Annotated in this window: 23 protein-coding genes; 4 read left to right on the top strand and 19 right to left on the bottom strand. The window is 45.9% G+C overall.

All coding sequences use genetic code 11. The features are described 5' to 3' along the window. Positions 1–7 precede the first annotated feature (7 nt). Both AZI86_RS08990 and AZI86_RS08985 read right to left on the bottom strand, forming a co-directional pair. Positions 8–592: a hypothetical protein gene (locus tag AZI86_RS08990; protein ID WP_061834712.1), complete on the bottom strand. Its 585-nt coding sequence runs from the start codon at positions 590–592 to the stop codon at positions 8–10. A gap of 154 nt (positions 593–746) precedes the next feature. Further along, a complete protein-coding gene (locus AZI86_RS08985; protein ID WP_253715841.1) occupies positions 747–3,038 on the bottom strand; it encodes a hybrid sensor histidine kinase/response regulator in 2,292 nt (763 codons plus the stop codon). A gap of 170 nt (positions 3,039–3,208) precedes the next feature. Here AZI86_RS08985 and AZI86_RS08980 point away from each other — a divergent pair, with 170 nt between their 5' ends. After that, positions 3,209–3,595: a hypothetical protein gene (locus tag AZI86_RS08980; RefSeq protein ID WP_061834710.1), complete on the top strand. Its 387-nt coding sequence runs from the start codon at positions 3,209–3,211 to the stop codon at positions 3,593–3,595. 57 nt (positions 3,596–3,652) lie between these two features. On the opposite strand, the gene AZI86_RS08975 is transcribed toward AZI86_RS08980, so the two are convergent. The 9 genes from AZI86_RS08975 to AZI86_RS08930 all read right to left on the bottom strand — a co-directional run bounded on the left by AZI86_RS08975 (position 3,653) and on the right by AZI86_RS08930 (position 10,743). Continuing rightward, complete coding sequence (locus AZI86_RS08975) at positions 3,653–4,036, bottom strand: hypothetical protein (RefSeq protein ID WP_061834709.1); 384 nt, start codon at positions 4,034–4,036, stop codon at positions 3,653–3,655. After that, positions 4,033–4,953 carry a hypothetical protein gene (locus AZI86_RS08970; RefSeq protein WP_157684667.1) on the bottom strand — a complete coding sequence of 307 codons (921 nt, stop codon included), beginning with the start codon at positions 4,951–4,953 and terminating at the stop codon, positions 4,033–4,035. The genes AZI86_RS08975 and AZI86_RS08970 overlap by 4 nt, the downstream gene beginning before the upstream one ends. Beyond that, positions 4,950–5,735 (bottom strand): DUF4423 domain-containing protein, encoded by a 786-nt coding sequence (locus AZI86_RS08965; protein ID WP_061834707.1) that lies wholly within the window; start codon positions 5,733–5,735, stop codon positions 4,950–4,952. Before AZI86_RS08965 ends, AZI86_RS08970 begins: the two co-directional genes overlap by 4 nt. 149 nt (positions 5,736–5,884) lie before the next feature. Then, complete coding sequence (locus tag AZI86_RS08960; protein ID WP_081111824.1) at positions 5,885–7,735, bottom strand: tail fiber domain-containing protein; 1,851 nt, start codon at positions 7,733–7,735, stop codon at positions 5,885–5,887. Between the two features lie 122 nt (positions 7,736–7,857). Then, complete coding sequence (locus tag AZI86_RS08955) at positions 7,858–8,124, bottom strand: hypothetical protein (RefSeq protein ID WP_253715840.1); 267 nt, start codon at positions 8,122–8,124, stop codon at positions 7,858–7,860. 239 nt (positions 8,125–8,363) lie between these two features. Beyond that, positions 8,364–8,762 (bottom strand): 30S ribosomal protein S9, encoded by a 399-nt coding sequence (gene rpsI / locus AZI86_RS08945; protein ID WP_061834703.1) that lies wholly within the window; start codon positions 8,760–8,762, stop codon positions 8,364–8,366. A 13-nt stretch (positions 8,763–8,775) separates the two neighbouring features. Then, positions 8,776–9,216, bottom strand: a complete 441-nt coding sequence (rplM, locus tag AZI86_RS08940) for a 50S ribosomal protein L13 (RefSeq protein WP_061834702.1) — start codon at positions 9,214–9,216, stop codon at positions 8,776–8,778. A 111-nt stretch (positions 9,217–9,327) separates the two neighbouring features. Beyond that, complete coding sequence (gene truA / locus AZI86_RS08935; protein ID WP_061834701.1) at positions 9,328–10,119, bottom strand: tRNA pseudouridine(38-40) synthase TruA; 792 nt, start codon at positions 10,117–10,119, stop codon at positions 9,328–9,330. A 27-nt stretch (positions 10,120–10,146) separates the two neighbouring features. Continuing rightward, the gene (locus AZI86_RS08930) at positions 10,147–10,743 is read right to left on the bottom strand and encodes a hypothetical protein (RefSeq protein ID WP_061834700.1); all 597 of its coding nucleotides are present in this window, start codon (positions 10,741–10,743) and stop codon (positions 10,147–10,149) included. A gap of 154 nt (positions 10,744–10,897) precedes the next feature. Between AZI86_RS08930 and AZI86_RS08925 the strand changes: the two genes are divergently transcribed. Further along, positions 10,898–11,158 carry a hypothetical protein gene (locus tag AZI86_RS08925; RefSeq protein ID WP_061834699.1) on the top strand — a complete coding sequence of 87 codons (261 nt, stop codon included), beginning with the start codon at positions 10,898–10,900 and terminating at the stop codon, positions 11,156–11,158. 78 nt (positions 11,159–11,236) lie between these two features. On the opposite strand, the gene AZI86_RS08920 is transcribed toward AZI86_RS08925, so the two are convergent. From AZI86_RS08920 to AZI86_RS08895, 6 genes are all read right to left on the bottom strand, one after another. Further along, positions 11,237–12,301 carry a hypothetical protein gene (locus AZI86_RS08920; RefSeq protein ID WP_061834698.1) on the bottom strand — a complete coding sequence of 355 codons (1,065 nt, stop codon included), beginning with the start codon at positions 12,299–12,301 and terminating at the stop codon, positions 11,237–11,239. Further along, positions 12,298–13,647 carry a CFI-box-CTERM domain-containing protein gene (locus tag AZI86_RS08915; protein WP_157684666.1) on the bottom strand — a complete coding sequence of 450 codons (1,350 nt, stop codon included), beginning with the start codon at positions 13,645–13,647 and terminating at the stop codon, positions 12,298–12,300. The genes AZI86_RS08920 and AZI86_RS08915 overlap by 4 nt, the downstream gene beginning before the upstream one ends. 367 nt (positions 13,648–14,014) lie before the next feature. After that, positions 14,015–15,022, bottom strand: a complete 1,008-nt coding sequence (locus AZI86_RS08910; RefSeq protein ID WP_061834696.1) for an aspartate-semialdehyde dehydrogenase — start codon at positions 15,020–15,022, stop codon at positions 14,015–14,017. Further along, positions 15,006–15,860 (bottom strand): CDP-diacylglycerol--serine O-phosphatidyltransferase, encoded by an 855-nt coding sequence (gene pssA, locus AZI86_RS08905; protein ID WP_061834695.1) that lies wholly within the window; start codon positions 15,858–15,860, stop codon positions 15,006–15,008. The genes AZI86_RS08910 and pssA overlap by 17 nt, the downstream gene beginning before the upstream one ends. A 10-nt stretch (positions 15,861–15,870) precedes the next feature. Continuing rightward, positions 15,871–16,536 carry a diacylglycerol/polyprenol kinase family protein gene (locus AZI86_RS08900; RefSeq protein WP_061834694.1) on the bottom strand — a complete coding sequence of 222 codons (666 nt, stop codon included), beginning with the start codon at positions 16,534–16,536 and terminating at the stop codon, positions 15,871–15,873. 143 nt (positions 16,537–16,679) lie between these two features. Next, on the bottom strand, positions 16,680–17,177 hold the full coding sequence (locus AZI86_RS08895; protein ID WP_061834693.1) for a hypothetical protein: 498 nt from the start codon (positions 17,175–17,177) through the stop codon (positions 16,680–16,682). 129 nt (positions 17,178–17,306) lie between these two features. Here AZI86_RS08895 and AZI86_RS19100 point away from each other — a divergent pair, with 129 nt between their 5' ends. Next, positions 17,307–18,395 carry an immunoglobulin domain-containing protein gene (locus AZI86_RS19100; protein ID WP_061834692.1) on the top strand — a complete coding sequence of 363 codons (1,089 nt, stop codon included), beginning with the start codon at positions 17,307–17,309 and terminating at the stop codon, positions 18,393–18,395. A gap of 30 nt (positions 18,396–18,425) precedes the next feature. Here AZI86_RS19100 and AZI86_RS08885 read toward each other — a convergent pair whose 3' ends face one another. Together AZI86_RS08885 and AZI86_RS08880 are read right to left on the bottom strand one after the other, a co-directional pair. After that, a complete protein-coding gene (locus AZI86_RS08885) occupies positions 18,426–18,833 on the bottom strand; it encodes an ExbD/TolR family protein (RefSeq protein WP_061834691.1) in 408 nt (135 codons plus the stop codon). A gap of 2 nt (positions 18,834–18,835) precedes the next feature. Then, positions 18,836–19,465, bottom strand: coding sequence for a MotA/TolQ/ExbB proton channel family protein (locus AZI86_RS08880; RefSeq protein ID WP_061834690.1), 630 nt, complete (start codon positions 19,463–19,465; stop codon positions 18,836–18,838). Positions 19,466–19,543: 78 nt separating this feature from the next. On the opposite strand from AZI86_RS08880, the gene AZI86_RS08875 reads away from it, so the two are divergent. Then, positions 19,544–21,358 (top strand): sulfatase-like hydrolase/transferase, encoded by a 1,815-nt coding sequence (locus AZI86_RS08875; protein WP_081111821.1) that lies wholly within the window; start codon positions 19,544–19,546, stop codon positions 21,356–21,358. Position 21,359 lies beyond the last annotated feature (1 nt).

The following is a 21,359-nucleotide window of genomic DNA, read 5'->3' as shown; positions in this document are numbered from 1 at the left end:
CAAGCCCTTATTCACAGGACATTTCCGCCCAGTGATTACGAAGGTGCGAAATGTAGTTTTGAAATACGTCCGCGACACTACCGCAAAGATCTTTATGACCATGGCCACAAGAATCACGGCGTTCGCCTAAGTTAATACGTTCGTCATCAGCATAAAGCGATGCATACCCAGGACTGTACACTTGCGCACACACATCACCGGCTGAAACCGCCGCGGCACAGATACTAGAACCACTTAGGATCGTTTTTATTTCTTGCAACGACGAAGAACTTAAACAGCGTTTTTCCAATACTTCGTTTCGATTATCCATCAGATTAATAGTTCCTGACTGCAACGAAACCACCAGTCGATATTGGGTGATTTCGCCGGAGGCTTTTTGGGCCGCCGAGCTGCTGTCAGACATATTCGGAACTTCCACGAAGGTGACCTTCGCGGTCACGCCAGAAGTATCTTCGCCCGTACTTAGATTCTTAGGTGCAGTGATTGAAACATCCTGACCAAGACCCACACCGCTTTGCAAATTACTTTGCGAACAGTTCTGGAATCCCAGGATGAGACAGGCAGCGCTTATCAGTGCCAAACCTCTTTTCACTTATTCCCCCCTTTTTCACGCCTCATAGTGAATAGAGGCAAGAACTGTTCCGCGCTTAGACCTAAGTAATATCGGGAAGAGCTGTTAGAAACTTGACTGTGTATGATAATTTCACAGCAGATTTTTTAGCCTCTCATTCTGAGAAAGGACCGAGCTACAAAATATTGCCGCTGTATTTTTCCACCAGCTCTAAAACCGCCTGTTTACGAATAGGCTTACCACAATGCTCATCTGCGCCTGCTTGCAGGCTTTTTTCAATATCTTCAGTAAAGCTATTTGCAGAAATCACGATCACGGGGGTGCGCTTACGCTGTTGATCACGTTCCATTTCGCGAATGCGACGAATGGTATCAAGGCCGGAGATCTTGGGCATCTGCACATCCATGAATATCACGTCGTAGTGATCTTTTTCCCACTTAGCTAGGCATTCAAAACCATTCAGCGCCGAATCGATCTGCAAGGCTTCGATCTTTTTTAGATAAGCACGTAAAAGCGTGTGATTTTCCTCCATATCATCCACGATCAGAATACGTCTTGGCGACATGGCGGAATCCAGAGGCTTCGTCTTAACTTTATCAACGGGTTTACCACCGTTATCCAAAGGTCGCGAGTTCCAGGTTTCCGCGATACGGCTTTGCAACTCTATAGAGAAATAAAATCTTGAACCCAGATTTTGTTCAGACTCACACACAAGCTCGCCTCCCATGGCGCGAACAATTTTCTGCGATAGATTTAATCCCAAGCCGGTCCCACCAAAGCGACGCGTGACGGAAGAGTCCTCTTGCCCAAATTCATCAAAAACTTTTTTAAGATTTTCGCGGGCAATACCCACGCCGGTATCGCGCACTTCAAAATAAAAGGTCTCTCGGTTAGGCTCTTTCGCCGATGACGGCTTTAAGAGCAACTGAACACTACCGTGATCTGTGAACTTTAAAGAGTTTCCTAAAAGATTTAAAAGAACTTGTTTTAAACGCAATGAATCACCGACCACCCAACGATCTAATTCAGGACCTTCAAAATTAAACTGCAATTGTTTTTGCAGGCAACCCGGGGCGATCACTGCCTCGACTTCGTGGATCAGATCACTTAATAAGAACTCGCGCTTTTCTAACTGCATGCGACCGGATTCAAATTTTGAAACATCCAAAATATTGTTCAGCATGCTCAGTAAAGTGTCGCCGGAACTGTGCAGATTCCGTAAAAGTTCACGTTGATCCTTATCCAAACTGGTTTCACTTAAAAGTTCTGAGGACCCCAAGATCGCGTTTAACGGCGTGCGGATCTCGTGACTCATCGTCGATAAAAACTGAGATTTTGCACGCGTGGCGGCTTCGGCTTTATCGCGAGACTCTCGTAATTCGGCTAAAACATTTTTATCTTGAGACACCACATAGCGACCCGTCAGCCACACCATTAACGTTAAAAGTGCATATCCTGCCAAGGTCACCAGTGAAAAGAAAAATAAGCGGAAATAAAATCCAGAATAAGCTTCATCCTTTTCTTGGAATAAAACGATACTCCAAGGACGACCGCGAATAGATTTTGAATAAGTGACGTAGGTCTTCCCGTCCATACCTGGGAAGTCTTGCAGTTTTTGCCCCTGAATATTAAAGATCTTTTCAGAGATCTTGGGCATCTTTACAAAGTCTTCGCGTGAAGCCGCTTTACGATAAGTATGTCCAATGATCGGCATATCCTTCGCAATCAGTGGCAACACCGGACGACCGTACTGATCCACAATGATCGCTCCCCCCGTCTTGCCAAATTGGAAGGTTCCCATGCGTAAAGCAATATCACTGGCGAGGGTGTCAATCCCCACCACGGCCTGCAGTTTGCCTTTTTCATAAAGGCCCATGGTGGTGCTAAACATCACCTGCTCCATATAGCCCTTGTCGTAATAGAATTCTGAAAAATTAAGCCCCGCACTTTTTTCGTTGATCGACCACCATTCGGCCTCGGGATCTTGCGTGTAACCCGGAGTCAAAAATTCTTCCGCGATTAAAAATTTAGGGTCATGGAAGCGTGAGGTTCCTTTAAGCGAATGATCGCGCAAAACCACATACACATATGACGGCCGCTTAAAAAGTTTCTTTGCCCACTGCGGTGAAAGCGCAAAATAGGCATTAAATTGGGAGGAAAAAGGCGCAATTGTTGTTGAAGCCACATGACGAAACTTTTCCAGACGCAAGCCGGGCGGAATCACATCCATCATCTCGACTATATTCTTAAGTCGATGGATATTTCCCTCTAAGACCAAGATATCACTGCTTAACCGCTCCGTCTCCCGCGTGAGGGCCGGCTCCATTCGCTCCCGAATGGCCCCCTGTTCCGAAAAATACAGATGGGTTCCATAAATAATGATAATCAACGCGACGGTAACCGCCGTTACCACCTGATTAAGAAAGAAGATATGTACCAGAGTCAGGGTCTTTTTCATTGTGCTCATTTAAGGATAAACATGTCATTTGTGGGGTCAATATAGCAATGGCGTTAAGCCGCTTTCTTACTTAACGGTAATACACAGTGATGAGCCCGACTTAGACCCAGCGCACCCGAGGTTGCTACACTTGCCCGCATGACATAGCCTCCCTCACGCACCTATAGGAGGGTTTAACAATGAAAGCATTCATCGTAGCAGCACTTATTTTCGCCGGAACATCAGCATTTGCGGACACACAAGTTTTATCTTGTAAAGTTCCGAACAGCACTTCAGTTTCTTTAAACATCGCACTTGGTGATGACCAATCCGTGGATTTCGTCACTGTTGTCCTTGTTGAAAAAGCAAAACAAGTATTGTTCTTCTCACAAATGGATAAGGGCACTGTTCAAGACCAAATCGACGCCGGTTACCTGAACTTACTAGCGCTGACTGACAAGTCCGCACAAGTTGACGGTGTTATCGTAAACACAGGCTTCTTGGGTCTTAGCAAAGATACAGACGGTTCTTTCGGCGGTTTCTTAGCGGCTCAAGGAAACATCTATCCATTGACTTGCACGAAGTAATTTTTCTCTTTCAAAAAATGAAACTAAAAAAGGACTCTTTCAGAGTCCTTTTTTTTATTAATTTTGACAATCCGGATGAGTGCCGCGAGGCTTTGCTAAAATCATCTCCTGCACCTCATCAACCACTTCGATTTTCTCTTCCTTCGTCAATGGCAGCCAGGTCTCTTTCGCCACCACAAAAATCATTCGACCCGTCTCACGAGATTCACAAAATTTGACGAGTTCTTGTGATAAAGATCGCACCTGATAAAATTCCGATTCGTGATCCAGCCAAGAAACCCGGTCATCTTGGGGCAACAAGGCTAACTGACTCCTAAAAAGGAAAGAAAATTCAAAACTGACGCCCCCGCCGCCAAAAGATTCATGTCCTTGGAATCGGGGATAAGCAAAAACACATTGTCCCCCCAAAAATAGAGCCGAAAGAAATAAAACTATTTTCATTTTAAAACCCCTAATTCTCCCAAATCACGTTTCTGTCCTTCATCAGGCATAGTGTCCAACCACTGCTTGAGGCTTGTAGGTCGCCCCTCCAAATCCGATCTGCTAAACTTATACAAGCCATCCAGAGGGTAACCCGCGCTTAAAAATTCGCGCGTAAAAATCAAGCTGTCGTCATATCTGTACATACCTTTAGGATCGCCACGGAGCCTCCAGTAAAGGTCTTCCATCACTCTTGCTAAAAAAGAGATGTCTTTAATTTTTATAGAACTTGGGTCTGAAGAAAATTTCTTAAATAAAGGAATCGCTTTTCGACATTTTGTCTTAAGAGCGGCCTCTAAAAATTGCTCCTGATCCTCCAGGGAAGCCGTGTTGCCGCCAAGGAGTGTAGCGAGATCATCCAATTCTTGATCATCGCAGGTCATATTCGTTTGCACGATTTTTTCGGCCAAAGACCCCTCGCCCCGCAACGCCCATATCTGCCTTAAAATTTTTCCGCTTAAATAATAATTCTCGTCATTATATCCCAGGCCGGGCAAGATCTCATGAAGGACAACGCCCCAACGATCCAAAGCGCCCATTTCGCGCCAGTCGTCTTCGGCGACGACAATAATTTTATCCCATTTATCTGGAAAGTTAATCGCCGTATAATGAAACTCGTTGTCACCTTCAAGGTCTGGAACCTGAAAAACACTGAGCTCGTTCAAATACTGCTCAAAACGAGATAAAAAATCTTCGGAAGGAAAGGCACCGCTCGGCAGCCGCTTCAAATAGACCAAAGCTTCCTTGGCGATAAAGGAAAAATGAAAACTTTCGGCCCCATCAGACATGCTTTCAAGATCATAAGCCGAAACTCCACTTTCAGCAGAGGCGACAGAACCCATCAGACTTATAAGAACACACCAATTTATTATTTTCACGAGGGACCTTGCCCGGTCATTGGAAATAGAGAAAGACTCAAACAATAAACACTGTCGGCCTCTAGAGTGGTTTCATTGCTTTGCGCATTTATGTCGCGACGAAACTTGTTGAGCTGGTCCACCAACCGGGGCAGCTCGGATCGGGAAAATGAAAAAATGAGTGCGCTTTGACTTCGCTCCGCAAACGGAATTTCTTCAACCGCTGTCACCGCCTTATTTAAAATTTCAATCTGCATTTTTTTAAGCGGTTCTTCTGCTCTGGGAGGCAACGAAAATAAGGACGTGTTCCCTTTTAAAAGATGAAATTTTCCATTTTCATCGATTTTAAGGAATTCAAATTTTTGCAGACGTTCCACCATTATTTGAACGGTTTGGTGGGGCAATCCCAATTTTCGTTCTAAGTAATTTAAAGAATGATCGAAGTCTTTAAGCTTAATGCATTCTAAAATCGCAAAATGACTGCTTTCAGAAATAAAACGGAACTCTTCCATTTGTATGGGCGTGTAACCCGAGGCCGCCAGAAAGGCTTCGTTTTTTTGATAGATTCGGAACATTTCATTTTCTCGAATCCAATTCTGGGCGATGGCCTCATCTATTTTCAAGCCTTCAGCGATGACCGCGATGAGCGCCCCGGTGGTTGTGCGTTCGCCCGCTAAGATTTTACGCAATGACGACGCATCAAGACCGCAATCACGAGCAAATGCCCGCAACGAATAACGGGGATTTCCTGTCACACGGTCTGCAAATATCTGATTTAACGCCTCGACGAAGGAATTTTTCATAAGAAATTACCAAAGATTAAAAGACGGCCGATCCTAAACTTTTTCGGAAATTTGAGCTACTGAAATTGATGTGCAAAGGGGGGCTTACTGAAAAGGTTTCAGAAAACTGTGTCTTCCCAAGGTCGATCAAAGACACACAATGGAAAAGGCTATCTTGGATTGTCTAAACGCTCTTTTATTTCCTGAACTTGCTGTCGCAAGTCCTGCAACTCACGATCTTTCGCTTTGTCTTGTTCCCTTAAAACTTGGACCTCGGTGGCCAGTTCTTGAATGGCATTCACCGCCGCCCAATGAATGGGATCTACGTTGAGCTCTAAATAACCATCTTCTCGTCTGTGTACTGCTTCCGGCAGGACTTTTTCTACTTCCTGGGCGATAAAACCGGTTTTGCTAAAATCAGAGGGCAGCTTTAAAGGATTCTCTTTTTTATATCGATACTTCACCGTATGCAGCTTCAAGATTTCGGCCAATCCCCTCGTGTAGTCTCCCTCGATATCTTTCAGTCTTAAATCCGAGGCATTGGTCCAAGAAGTTCCCGAACTGAGGCCCGCCGTTCCCACCACGTGAAGTTTATATCCCGGGGAAGAGGTGCCAATACCGACATTGCCGGTATATGAAATGCCCCCCGATGCCGTCGTCGTAAAGCTTGCTTGGGTGGCCGTGGCTGCGGTGCCTGTCGGGAGCGCAGCACTAAATGCCGGAGTCCAAGCATTCGCGTATTCAACCGCCGCCCCGTAATTAATACTTTGGGTGAGTGGTTGATATAAAACACCATCCCAGGCGCGATTCACTCGCAGCCATAACTCCACGATACTTTCTGAAGAGCTGACCGTGGTTATAACACTCGACAGATCTCCGGGAGCCAAAAGCGAATCGGAGCTACTTAAAAGGTTCAAATTGACCGTAGGATTGACTCCCATAACTCCGCCTTGCTTGACGCGCCAACTGACCAGCGCAGAAGGGGAATTTGCGTCGGCGGTATTTCCCCCAACAAGCGAAAAAAGAATGAACGAGTTGGCGTATATAACCGTCGTGCGCACCCGAGCTAAACGTATCCACTGTCCAGTGGCTGCCTGCATGGGCAGTAAAAATCCCGGTGAAACATTCTTAGCCCGCACGCTTCCGGTCATATCCAAACCGTAGCTCGGAGTGGTGGTCCCAATGCCGACATTCCCTGAGGCCCGATAGATATGGCTGCCAGAGGCGGTCCATTTCGCATCGGAATAGGATGTCGGCATTAAGGCCTCCCCTATTTTTCCACTGCTATCAAGTTGTGGTATTTGATTGGCTCCCGAGCCTAAATCCAAACTTGTACAACTAAAACCATCATTGGCGGAAACCCACGTTAAGAATTGTCCCGAAAGACATGAACTTGTAGGCCAAGGAGAGTTGCCCGCTCCATTCACTAAATCAGAGTAACGGATTTTCATCTTTTCCCAGGTCGTGCCATTATGACGTAGGAACTCTCCGGGATCCGTAACGGGCACGTCGGATTTCAATATAAAGTCAGCCGCGGTATTTGATCCTAACTTCGTCGCTGTCGCTGCATTTCGGGCAAAGGTGGCAAAAGGAATAGATCGGATAGTACTATCGGGCGAGACCACTTTCCAGCCGTGGCCGTCATGAAACTGAACGCGAAGTAATCTTGTTGAATCGAGAGACGGCTGATAAGTCCCGCCATTTTCGCAATTCAGAGTTGAGGCATTGTTAAAGACATCAATTAAAGAGGTGGCATCGCTCGGAAATTGTTTTATTCCCGTGCCCAGGGGCACATCAAACAGACCCTTGGAACTTTGTAAGTCTACGCCGTCTTTCTGCTCACGAAACAATACGCAGTTTCCTTGCGAATTTAGAACCGAGAATCTAAATGAAATATTTGAGCCCTCTAGAGGCGTACCGTCAGTGCGCAAGATCCGACCCTGGTAATTAATGGTACTCGGTGAAGCTATAGCCTCAATGGCGATAAGAAGAGTCGTGATCAAAACGTACAAAGACTTCATGTCTTACTTATCGGAAGGGGGAAAGAAGGTCTTAAGGATTTCTAACAAGATTGCGTGTCCCGCAAAAAGTGAGGCAGGCCACGGTTTGATTTTAATGAGAGATACTCAAAATAGGAACGCTGTTATCTTTCGACGATGACGTTTGAATTTCCTTTTAAACATTTCACATCACAGCGGTCTTCATCTGACTGTAATGAAACTTTTGTTCCCGGGACACACGTCAGATAAAGAGGGCGGATTAAAGTCAGCGCTTTTTTTGAACTCACACCCACCTGGCATTCTTCTTTTAACGCTTTCTGAATTTTTTCAATCTTGCTGGCAAAAGCGACGACCGGCGTGTTCAACACCAAAACACTCATCAATCCTGCACAAAAAAATCTCAACATCATAAGTACTCACATACTGCAACCTGCGGCCAGGAGTTGCAATGAATGTACGATTACATGTTACCCAGACTTCTAAACAATTTTTTGCATCAGATTTGGTTTAATTTATGGCGAATGGAACACCGAAAGAATAAAAAAAGGGAGCTGAAACAGCTCCCTTTTTTCTCTGAAAACATTGTCGTCTTCGCCAGTCCAGCGGCAAAGATCTTGGATCTTTGCGCGCATTCTCGGCAGAGCCGATTCTAACGTTTAGAGTATTGGAATCTACGACGAGCGCCGGCTTTACCGTATTTTTTACGCTCAACCATACGAGGATCACGAGTAACAAATCCTGCTTTTTTCAAAGTGCCTTTGAATTCAGGATTGAAAGCGATCAATGCACGAGTGATGCCCAAACGGATTGCTCCAGCTTGTCCAGACTCACCACCACCTGCAACAGTCACTTTAGCATCGAACTTGCCAACTTGGCCTAAAAGGTCCAAAGCTTGAACGATAACCATGCGTGATTGCATACGAGTTAGGTAATCTTCAGCTTTTTTGCCGTTGATTGTGATTGTGCCTTTACCAGGTTTAAGGAAAACACGCGCTGAGCTTGTTTTTCTTCTTCCAGTTGCATAATAGAATCTTTCTGCTGCTGCCATCTTCTAACTCCGATTACTTCTTGTTTGGAAGTGTGAAAAGAGCTGGCTTTTGAGCAGAATGAGGATGCTCAGCACCAGTGTAGGTTTTCATTTTCATGATTACATGACGAGAAAGCTTGTTTGTAGGAAGCATTCCGCGAACAGCTTCGTGCATGATGAAAGTAGAATCTTTCTCTTTAGCTTGAGCTGCTGTCATTTCTTTCATAGAACCGAAGAAACGAGAGTGACGATAGTACTTTTTGTCATCCCATTTAGTCCCAGAAAGTTCCATCTTGTCCGTGTTGATCACAACGACGAAATCGCCTGTGTCTACGTTCGGAGTGTAGATGGCTTTGTTTTTTCCGCGAAGGATATTCGCTACGTGAGTCGCAACACGACCGACTTTTTGGTCAGCGGCATCAACGATCCACCATTTTCTTTCAACTTCTTCTGCTTTTGCATTGAAAGTTTTCATTTAAGGTCTCCAGTTTCTTAGTGAACGTCGCGGTTTTACCGTCCGGACATTCGGCAAAATATGTTTGAGTTTAACAACGGGCTCTTACACTGTTTTGCGGGAAGGGATGTTTTAAAGTTCTATACACTGCTTGTCAAGGTCCTGAGGATAATAAACTCGCAGCAAATAAAGACCCGCCGCGGGCGCCGGAGGCCCGGCCTGACGGCGATCCATGCTGTCCAAAATCTCCTTCATCCGGACTGGGTTTTCTTGGCGGCGTTCAATCATCAGGGCTGTTCCGACGATATTACGCACCATTTGTTTTAAAAACCCGTCACCGGTGATCGTGAACTGCAATACATCGGGTTTGCGCCACTTCCAATCCGCCTGAAAGACCTCTCGCACCGTATCGGTGATCGGAGTTCCCACGGATTGAAAACTTTTAAAATCGTAATTTCCCACAAGATATTGAGTACTTACCTGCAGAATATCGATATCCAGGGGCTTACGCACCCAATCCATGTGCCGCGCCAAGTGCGCACTGGGGCGAGGACGATTCAATATAAAGTAACGGTATGTTTTATGAGTCGCGGAAATCGTCGCATGGAATTCTTCGGGAGCAATCCAAGCTTTCTTCACCACAATGGAGGACGGCAGATGAGAGTTCAGGGCCCAACAAATATCCCATTTTTTAGCCGGATCTAGCTTGCGGTGCGTAGAAAAGTGGCAAACCTGATTAAAGGCATGAACTCCCGCATCAGTTCTTCCCGAGGCGAACAATGTGATCTTTTCATTAAATACGCGTTCTAAAGCCTTCTCTATTAAAGAGGCTACTGAAATCTGGCCTTCTTGCTTCTGCTTTTGCCATCCGCAGTAACCCGTTCCGTCATAGGCAACCGTGAAACGCACCTTTGTTGTCTTCATGGGGGCGTATGTAACAGAAATTACAGGCTATGGCACTAACATAACTAAGCCGGGATGCTGCTTGGAAATCTCCACAATATATTCTTTGGGTAAAAAGGTTTTCCCCGAGCGCAGCACCAACTGCACCCCGGCCTTGGCCAAATCTAAAAGTTCTTCTTTCGTGGCGATAGAGTTGACGTGATAAATAAAAGATTTCGTCTTCGCCAGATGAAGAAGGTCATATTTACTTAGTGAAGAATCACCACTGCTGACCACCAGCTGAACCCCTTTAGATAAAAGATCTGCTAAATAAACCTTATCCAAACGGCCGCTATCGACATAAAGGAGGTAGCTTCCAACTCCCGCAAGCTCTATGAGGTCTTCTCGCTGATAGTTGGTCTTGGCTAACGAAATTCCCAGCTGCACATTCTTAGTTTTTAAAAGATCAATGACGGAATATTTATCCCCCATTCCCGTCTTAGTTTGGCAATAAGTCACGGGTGTAGATTGCGCAATGGCCTGGAGGTCGCTCACCGAAGCGTTACTGCTGTCACCGTAAAGACATTCAGAAAACTGGGGCGGAAGAGCAGCCCGTGTTGAAAATCCTAAGCTGCCTAATAGGACGAACGCTCCTAAGAACCCCATATTTTCCCCTTTTCTATGTAAAGAGTTTAAAACAGCCTCGGGGCCTGTCAAAGGCTTTACCATGTTCGTTTTTCACGGTTTCTTGACCTTGAATGCGCGGCGTCGTAAACACTCCCATCCGTTTAAGATGAAAAGACAACTAAGGAGATAAAATATGAAATCTTTGATCGCTGCAATCGCGCTAGTTATGACTGCTGCCCCTGCTTTGGCTTCTGATGGTTTTACAACCGCTTTCCGCGATGACATGCAAATTGATTTCTTGAGCTGGTGCGAAGGAACTAAAGTTATGGCGCAAACTCAAGAAGGCAAACCTTACGAGCGTTTCAACTGCGCTGACGAAGGCAAAGTTTGTAAAGTCTATGACGCTTACCAATTTGGTCGCGTGATCTATTCTGCAGCTTGCGATAAAAAATAGTTTTGAATTTTCAGATTCGAAAAATTAAAAGCCCGAGGAAACTCGGGCTTTTTTTATTTTAAAATTTAAAAGGAATATTTAGTAATCCAAGACCAATCCGCCACCCACAATTGCTGACGAAAAATCCAGATCTTCACTGAACGTTTTTAGATATTTAAAATCCGCCGACACCCACAGATTCTGAATTCCATATTCCGTGCGCAGCGTGTATCGAGTTTCGCGACTGACCGCCGACACGTTAAACATCAAACCGCCACCGCCATAAGCCCCTGGGGTCCCCACGATATTTGGAGATTTTCCGTCGTCACGCATTTCCATGACACCGATATAAGTTCCCCCACCTGAAATATAAGGCGCCAACCATTGGCGATCCCAGATCTCCAAACGATAGGTCAAACCCAAATTCAAAGGCACCGCGATGAAGGTGTATTTTTCTTCGGCTTGCTGACCATCATTGGCAAAGCGACCATTGCCGGAAGCAAACATCAAGCTAAAGCCCGTTTGCATTCCCAACTTGCCAAAACCTTGAAACGGCTGCCAATCAAAATCAAAACTGATCACCGGCAGCTGACTTCCAGAATACATTTGTGCAAACGTGGTGGTGCCATCGGCCGCCGTGATCTGAGGAGCATCCATAGTTCCAAAACGGAAAGCGCCCGAGTGTTTATAGCTATTCGATTCTTCGGTTTTATAAATGTAAGCGCCTTCTTTAGTGATTAAAACCAAACCTTTTTCGGCTTGGGGGTGGTGGATGTATTCCACTCCACCTTTCGCCGATCTCGTCGTTTTTCCAGAACGACGAATTTTTTGCGCCGGCTTAACTTCTTCAACAACGGGCTCTTGATAAGGCGCGGCCTCTTGGGGAATCGCGACTTTGTTGTCTTCTTCTAAAATCAATTCATCTTCGATTTTTTTATCGGAAGCTTCATTAAGGTTGATGACGTCTTTAGCTTCCCCGGGCTTTGAAATTTCATTTTCAATTCCTGCGGCATCGGCCTCTTCGCTCATGGCCCCTTCGTTAGAAAAAACGTCAAATTCGTTTTCATCTTGGACATAAGGTGCTTCTTGCGGTGCCCCTTCTTGAGCATAAACCCAAGACGCAAAACCGAGCTGAGCTATAAGCAGAAGAAAAATAATTTTCACAGCTCACCTCGGAAACGACGATTTACAAAGAAGCGTCGGTAGACTTCGTAAATACCCAAACCCGAAACCGCCGTGAAAAATAAAGTCATCCAAAATCCAAATACTAAAGAAACACGTGCAAATACCAAGAGCGGCCACAGAGCGGCGCGCACGACAGCTTTCGCGATCTCACTTTCCGCAATCAGGTTGGCAAAGTAAGGACTGTGTTTATAGTAGGCGCGAACAAAAGCTTTACCGATAGGATTGGTCAAAAGAAAATGGTTGCGGAATTCACGGAAGCTTTCCACTTCGGGAGCCATGGGCGAACCAAAAGCCGCCGTCGCGATAAAACATTTTTTATCATCTAACAAACCCACAACTAAAGAAGGCATCTGACAAAGTTGATCAATGGTTGTCTGTCCCGTGCTAGGTCGTGGAGTAAATCCCGAAATAATTCCCGACTTATCGCGATTTCCCATCAGCATGCAATATTCGACGTCATTTTTTAACCCGGTTACGCGGTTATCAGAAAGCTTCGAGCTGCTGGTGTTGGCCAAGATAGAGTGCGACTTAGATCGGCTGGACACTTTCGCTAAAAGCGCTGTTTGATTTCCAGAACCCGTGTCGTCTTCTTCATAAAAGAAAACCACGCCGTCATAAGGAACGCCAGCAACAATGGCATTCGTTGGATATGTTGGAGTATAAACCAAGTTCTTTGCATAAATTTTTCCGTCACCACGGAAAGCTTCAAAATGGCAAACACCCCAGTTGGCACTTAAAGCAACAGAAGTGTCATTGCAATCTTCATAATCTTTAGGGCCTGCCGCCTCAACTCGTGTACGAACAAGGACCGTGATGGATTCTTCACTAGTGCTATTTTTAAGAGAGATCACCATCTCTCCAGAAATATTATTCGTACAAGTCGTAGCCCCAGTCCCTCCGGAAAACAGACCACAGATTTCCGACCAAGTCATAAAAAGCGTCAGGGTTCCGGAAGCCGCATCATACTGCGGAGGATTGGTGAACCCCGTTTTTGGAGTGCCACTGCCCACCACGACTCTCGCGTCCGTGTAAGCAAATCCCGCAGTTGTCGTGGTCAGCGTGAATGTCACAATCAAATTGTCATAAGCATTCGTCTGGTTACAAACCGTCATATCGGTCGTAGGCGCAACGGCGCAACTGTCGCAAGTAGTAGTGTTATTACTACCATCGGTAGTACAACCCCCGGTAAATCCACCGTAAATGATCGGCTTAGTAAGATCCGTCAAATCCTGACTAGAAACCCCACTAATAGTCCCCAAGGTCAAAGCCGCAAACGCCGAAGGCGCCACCACCAAGGCCGAAACAAATAAAATTTTCCGAAGCAACTGTAAACCCATAAACAAATCGAACCACGCCCCAGACCCATTGTCAAAAAATCCCAGAGCCCCCGCGTCGATTTAACCCAACAAGAAACGCCTTTATGGAAAACAACTCCACAAAGCCCCAAGAAAGGACCCAATAAAAGAAATTTGAATTTATTCGAAGTGATTGATTTAGGAGTTCAGCAAAGATGTCTTGTTTTAGGGGTTATGGATTTTCGTCATGAAGGGGACCTTTGCCGGCGCCACGACGGCGCGAACCGCCCGAACGGGCGGCGGCAACAGAGGCCGGATGCCGTGTCCCCGGAATGGCGGAAAGCCATAACCCCTAAAACAAGACATCCGTCGCTCGAAGCCTCAAACCCCAAACGAATTAAGAAAAGAAAATCTTCTCAGCAATCTGGATTCCGTTCAAAGCAGCCCCTTTGCGGATATTGTCAGAAACAACCCACATGAGCCACATCTTAGGATTCTCCATATCCCGATGCACTCGCCCCACATAAACCGGATCTTTCCCAGAAACGTCGCGAGCTAAAGGATAGACACTTCTTTTAGGCTCGTCTTGCAAAACGATGCCCTCAAAAGACTCAAGCGCCCCCAGAACTTGTTCGCGGGTCGCCTCTTTTTTCAAAGTCACCCACACAGATTCACTGTGCGCGTTTAATGCAGGAATACGAACGGTGAACGCCGAAACTTTCAAACTTTCTTGCTCTAAAATTTTGCGCGTTTCTTTCATGATTTTGACTTCTTCACTGCAATAGCCGTCATCATTGAATGAACCAATTTGCGGGATGCAGTTAAAAAGAATGGTGTGCGGAAACGTCGCAGGTGTGTGATCTTTTTTATGATTCGAAGTTTGTTCGATCAATTCGTCATGGCCACCTTGACCAGCACCGCTCACCGCTTGATACGTGCTGACACGCACTTCCTCTAAGCCGAATTTTTCTAAAAGCGGTTTCAAAGCAACGACCAACTGAATGGTCGAACAATTCGGGTTGGCAATCACTTGGGGTTTTGAATCTTTATTGATCAAATGCCCATTTACTTCCGGAACGATCAAAACAGTGTTCGGATCCATACGGAAAGCAGCAGAGTTATCCACGGCAAATGCGCCCGCCTTAACAGCTTTAGGAGCCCACTCCGCCGAGATGTCGTCGCCCGACGAAAAGAAAACAAGATCAAGGCCGTCAAAGCAGCCTTCTTTAAGAACTTGCACCGGCCACGCCGTGCCCTGCAGTTCAATCTTTTTTCCTAGTGAATTTTCAGAAGCAAAGGGGCGCAATTCTGCAATTGGAAAATCGCGCTCTGCCAGGATATTCATGAAGGTTTGACCGACCATGCCGGTCGCACCAACGACTCCGACTTTAAGTTTTCTTTTCATTGGGATGTGTTTCTTCTTCCTCTTCGAGGACTAAATCGCTTTCGTGAACCGCCGCAGGAGCATAAACGCTAGGTTTGATCTTGCGAATATTTTTTCCAAGTCTAAAGATACCGAATACCGCACCCAAAACGGCATAGCTCATAAATACCACAAAGAGCATCACTTCCGGACGCAAAGCTACGATAACCAGTAAAGCAACCCCAAGAATAAGGTAACGGAACGGTAAGCGCTCTTTAAGATCTAAATCCTTAAAGCTACGGAAACGGAAATTAGAAACCATCACGAAAGCTAAAAGAATCGCCATGATCAGCAAGCCGATATTTCCCGTTGGGTCCCACTCTAAATCTTGGAATGCCAATACGGAAGACGCCACGATTCCCGCCGCCATTGGAATCGGCAGACCTTGGAAATAATTTTTTTCGACGACATTAGCTTGCACGTTAAAACGCGCTAAACGAAGGGCTCCGCAAGCGACAAATAAAAAGCACGCCACCCAACCCAAACGACCAAATGGTTGCAAGGCCCACAAGAACAACATGATTCCGGGAGCCATCCCGAAACTGACCAAGTCGCAAAGTGAATCGTATTCCGCACCGAACTTACTGGTCGAACGAGTCAAACGCGCCAAACGACCGTCAAGCTGGTCAAAGATAGCAGCCACGACAATCGCGTAAGCAGCCCAATCGAATTTTCCGTTGATAGCTTGAATGACCGCAAAGAATCCGGAAAACAAGTTTCCCGTCGTCATCAAGTTAGGAAGGATATAAATGTACATTGCCAGGCGTTGTGCTCTGACATCTTCTGAGTCTAATTTGTCCAAATTAATTGGTTCAGCCATGGGCCAAACTCTATCCGACTACGGCGAAAAATCCAAAGAAATAAAATAGGATCGTTAATCCCGTGGCACTCATCAATGGCAACGTTAAGTTATCGTCAAGTTTGCCAATGGGAATCAATTCAGCAAAAGCCCCCACAAGACCGGCGAACAGACTGACAATCACGATGCGATCAATCAGATAGTTGTGATACAAAAGAAATAAAAAGGTCAACCCGGTGCAGACAAAGAAGGCCGCCATAAATCCTTGCATGGATTTATGACCAAAGATCTTATCCTTCCCATACAAAATTCCAAAATAACTAGCAATGGGATCCGCGAAGGCTAAGAACAACAAAGTCAAAGCCACGACAGGACGAGGAAAGATGACGTCAACAATCAGAACTCCCGTCAGAAGGTAGGTCGTGCCCGCAAGCTTTTTGATTTCGCTTTGGCGCATGATCGGCTTAAACGCGTGAATCGCCCAATCATTCAAAGCGGGGTATTTATGTCGCAAGAAATCAAAAGGAACAAAAAGCACCCAAGCCACCACAAGAACGGTCATGGAAAGAGCTGGCGGCATGAAGATGTAACCCAAAAACATCGTAAAGACCGCAGACATGTGCCAAATCTTACGCGCATAGTGAATGTCTGAGCGTTTTTTCAAATCCACGGGTCTTAAAAATTCCTCGGTCAACATTGCTTGCTCTTTTAAACGTTCCAGTTTTTAACGCACATGTGCCCTAAAGAACACAGCGAACGTAACTTAAAGGCTCAAGTGACTAAGATCAATTAAATACAGACCAAGCTGGCTAATTGCATTAAGACGTTGATATTTTAAGATTAAATCGAAGACGCGTGAATGCGGATGATCTCTTCAACGGACTTTCCAGAACTTTCGCGATAGCGAATCGCAATTTCATTGTCCCCTTGTTGAAGCTGGATCAGATCGGTTTGGTATTTATCGCTGCCGCGCAAAAAGATCGAAGCGGTAAAACCGTTACTTTTATTGATGATCTCAACATCACCCTCTTTGAAATTATTCAGGCAATTCTTACCTTGGAATTGAACGTAACCACCCGCGATGCTCAAGGGGCTGAACATTTTTTTTGTGCACTTCAAATCCACCGTTTGAAATTGCGCACGCGGTTTATGATCCTTTAAACCGGGGCTTGCAATGCTTGCCGGCTTGCGATCAGAATCCAAAGTGACCACGGCAACCTCTTCCTTTTTTACCTCGTCGTTTTGCGCCAACGTTTGGTAAGTCGGGAAGGCCATTGCTACCACCAATAAAGCGGTCATAGCGATCATTTTGTTTTCTGTAATTTGAAACTTAAACATTATGCTTCTTCATCGGAGAGCAGTTACAGGACTTTAGCCGTATCATTCTGAGAATGTAGCCTTGCGCAGTTAAGTTTTTCCACATTTCTGCCGTATAAAAGTCTAGTAACGCAAAGGGGAGCTTTACTGATGAGTCGTCGTTTTCTCAAAAAGATTCGAAATTTCCGACTTATGTCCGGTCTTCTGATCGCGTTACTAACCATTCTCAGCTTTCAAAACTGTGCGCCCGCTCCTCAAGCTTGCTCTGATAGCTCGAAAAACTGTACTTCCGAAGAGTCCAAATCTTCTTCCTCAACATCTAATAACGGCAATTCAAGCCTTTGGAGCTCAGGCAGCGGCAGTGGCTCTAGCTCTGGGTTTGCGGGCGGAGGCGGCGGCAGTGTTTCCACCAACGGTTCTAATGCCAGCGCAGGCGGTGGCGGAGGCATTTCTGTCGGCGGTGGCGGCAACACAGGTGGAAGTTCCGGAGGTAGCACGGGCGGAGGATCTACGAGTGGCGGAACGGGAGGCACAGGAAGTGACCTTCTGCGTATTTCAACTCCACCAGCGAGTGTGAACGTACAAGAAGGACAAGGCTTTGAGTTGAGTGTACAAACCGCAGGCGGGAAATCTCCGTTAAAATACCAGTGGTTCAAAGATGGCGTCGCGATGGATCACGTCTTGGGTCAGTACCAATTCATCTCTGACAATGCTGATAGCTATAAAAAAGCAGGCTTTTATGCCGTAGAAGTTACGGATGCCACCGGTCGCACCGTTCGCAGTGAAAGAGCCGCCGTCAACATCGTCGAGCCGCAAGTGGGTTGCGCGGCGGGCAGTTATTTTACTTTCACCAACGCCACCTACGATGTTCTTGAGCCGAAATATTTTACGGAATACTTTGATGGTCCTCGCGGAAAATTTTTGCTGCATCAAAGTTATGACACTTATAATCTTTATTCATTGGCGAAATATGCCGGTGTTTCTACGTTTAATGTGTCCGCGAACATCGGTTATGGCGGAACAACTTTCATCAGCTGTCGCACTGCGATCCCGCGCATTCATACGCCGCAACCAAATCCAAGCGGCGCCGATAGTGGTTTTTATAATCAATATGCCGACGGCAACGGCTATACATACACCGGCCAAGTCAATTTTGAATGTCGTAACAAAAAGCTTTTATTAAAACAGAATACGTGTAAATGGACCTACACGCCACCACCACGCGGCTCTTCAAGATAACTCCGGCAAGACACCGGAGTTTTTAAAAATCTATTTTTTATCAATACTGATCGCGAATTTCTTAACGCCAACACCTTTAACCACATCAAGCAGTCCTACGACTTTTCCGTGCGGAACGTCTTTATCCGCAGAGATGATGGCTTGGACATCGGCATTTTTCGCGACCTCTTCAGTCGCTTTGGCGCGCACATCTTCTTCACTTACAAAAGTACCATTTAGATTAATGCGACCGTCCGCCGTTAAAGCAATATTCAATTTACTTGGCGCCGTCTGATCACCGCTCGCGGCCTTCGGTAAATTAACATTGATGGTCGGCTTCATAAACATCGGGGCCGTGACCATGAAGATGATCAAAACCACCAGAATGATATCCACCAGCGGAACAACGTTAATGTCCGCGATGGCGTCGTTGTCGTCATGCAAAGACTTAAAAGCCATGATTACACACCTTTTTTCTTAGCGTAAGCAACGCACAACTCTTTCACCGATTCGATGTTCAAGAAAATGCCACGAACTTGCTTGCTGTAATAGTTGTAAGCCGCAACCGCCGGGATCGCCACGAAAAGACCGGCGGCCGTCGCCACTAAGGCCATCGAAATACCCGCCATCACTGTTTGTTGACCCGCTTCGGGAGCTGTCGCCAAATCATTAAACGCTTTCATGATACCAAGTACGGTTCCGAAAAGACCGATGTAAGGGGCATTTGATCCCACCGTCGCTAAGAAACCCAAAAACTTTTCAAGTTCTGGGCGCTCCGTCAGTGCAAATGTATTAAAGACTTGCTCAAGACCCTTGCTACCAGCGTCTCTCATGTGTTTCATCGCGTAACTTGCCGCCCGTCCTTCAATCGAAGAATGATCTTTTGCCAGATCTTCGACATCTTCAAGACTGTTACTTTGCAAAGCTAATTTGATACGTCCACGCACACGATTAGATTCATTTGAAATTCTTTTAAGCGCGAAAAAGCGCTCTAATATCATCCCGATGCTCAATACGCTGAGAACTAAAAGAATCCAAAGAATGACTTGATCCGCAAGATGAGCGACTGCAAAAATTTTTTCCGTGAGCATGGGCCTTTTCCTCCAAGGTCTTTGACTGAGCAAAGTTATTGCATCATTATCTATAGAACCATTACACCCGGTCAAGGTATGCAGAACATCATTTTGATTCTTCTTCTAACAGCACTGAGCTTAGTCCAGATTTCCTGCAAAACCTCTGACAGGACATCGGTGCTCGTTATCGCGGTTGACGAATTGACCTTTACGGATATCACATGCCGTCAAGAAGATGCAGAGAGGTCTGGTTTTCAATTGTTTTGCAACGAGTCCGTTCGCTTTACTCATGCCTACACCCCCTCTACACTTTCCGTTCCTGCATTGGCGTCAGTTTTAACGGGCCTTTACCCTTATCAGCACAAAGTGCGTCACAACGGTGCGCCTGGACTGGCACCGGAATTTGAAACCGCCGCCGAAATCGCATTACGGCAAGATTATCGCACTAGCTTTTTTTCCGGTGGCGCTCCGGTATTTCGTCGATCCGGACTGCACCAGGGATTTGAATTGTTTGACGACAATGTTATTCCAAACTTTCCTGCTTTATTTCGCCCTTTCAAAAAAAATTCCGACGCCTTTACAACCTGGCTTAAACAAGAGGTCGCGGGTGATTCTTTTTTTACGGTTATTTACGTTCCGGATTTGATTTTCACCAACACCCAAACGGTCACCGAATTGGGAGAAGCCCGAAACCTCAGCCTAGAAAGTCAGCTCGACGAACTGGACGAAACACTTTACGAACTGATTCAAAACCTAAAAAAATCCAAGCGCTGGGATTCAACCACCGTGGTTTTAATGGGACTTAACGGTCATACCACGAGTGACCGGTATAAAGAGCTTTCGCCGTTAAACTTGCACGGGGAAAATACACAAGTCGCTTTGTTTATTAAGCCGTCACAACCGCGCAAACGCGATCAAGCCATTCACTGGAAAATCGACCAAAACGTTTCCTTGGTAGATGTCGGTCGCACCTTGTATGAAATTTTAGGCACAAGCAGTGTGGATTCAGACTCTTCATTCCCCGCGACGTCTTTATCCGGCGTACTGAAAAGTCCGAACGCCACCTGGCCTGATGATCGCCCGATATTATTAGAAACCGGCTGGGGTCTTTGGAGAAAAGCGGGGCCTTTACGTACGGCCGCCATTTCAAATCACGTGCTTTACATCAATGACGAAAAGCCGTTGCTTTATAATACGCTGGTTGATCGCTTTGAAATCAATCCGTTGCCTTTGTTACAGGAAAGTATTCTGCCCACGACCACTCGACTGCAAAATCTTTTAAGCAAACTTCAGTTCCCGGCATTTTCACCTCCCGAAAACGAATGGACGGCAAAATTAAGCCTGTCCTTCTCGCGATGGATGCGCGCCGATCAAGAAGGCCTTTTACTTAAAGATTTAAAACGACTTTCGGCCCAACAACCTCGCAGCGTAGATCTTTTAAATTGGACCGCGCAAATTGCTTTAAACCAAAAAAGTTGGGACACCCTAAAGCAACTGGGATCTAAAAATAATGTCGAGCTTTGGCAGTATGTGGCTGATCGCCATTTAAATGCCAAAAATCTTCACCTGACCGATCCTTGCTTCCTTTTACTTTCAAGCAAAACCTTCGAAACAGCTCAGCTCAAAGCCTGCTCTGATCCCTTATTTTTAGAAATGATTGATTGGTTGCGTGCCGACGTGCGTGGTTTAAACAAAGATGCGCAAAGAAAAAGATTTGAGCGCTCATTCCGAAATTATATGTTGGATCAACAAATTCAACGCACCAACATCGCAACGGGCCTGATTTGGGATACCTCACGCGATAATATCTATGCTCCTTCGCGGACCGAACTCGCGTTATCCCTGCCCGAATACGCCAAGATCAAAAATACCGTTTATAAATCAATTGCAACCGAAGAAAACTTTGACTAAG

The sequence above is a fragment of the Bdellovibrio bacteriovorus genome, assembly GCF_001592735.1.
GTDB lineage: Bacteria > Bdellovibrionota > Bdellovibrionia > Bdellovibrionales > Bdellovibrionaceae > Bdellovibrio > Bdellovibrio bacteriovorus_D.
This window is presented reverse-complemented; position numbering and strand designations above follow the sequence as displayed.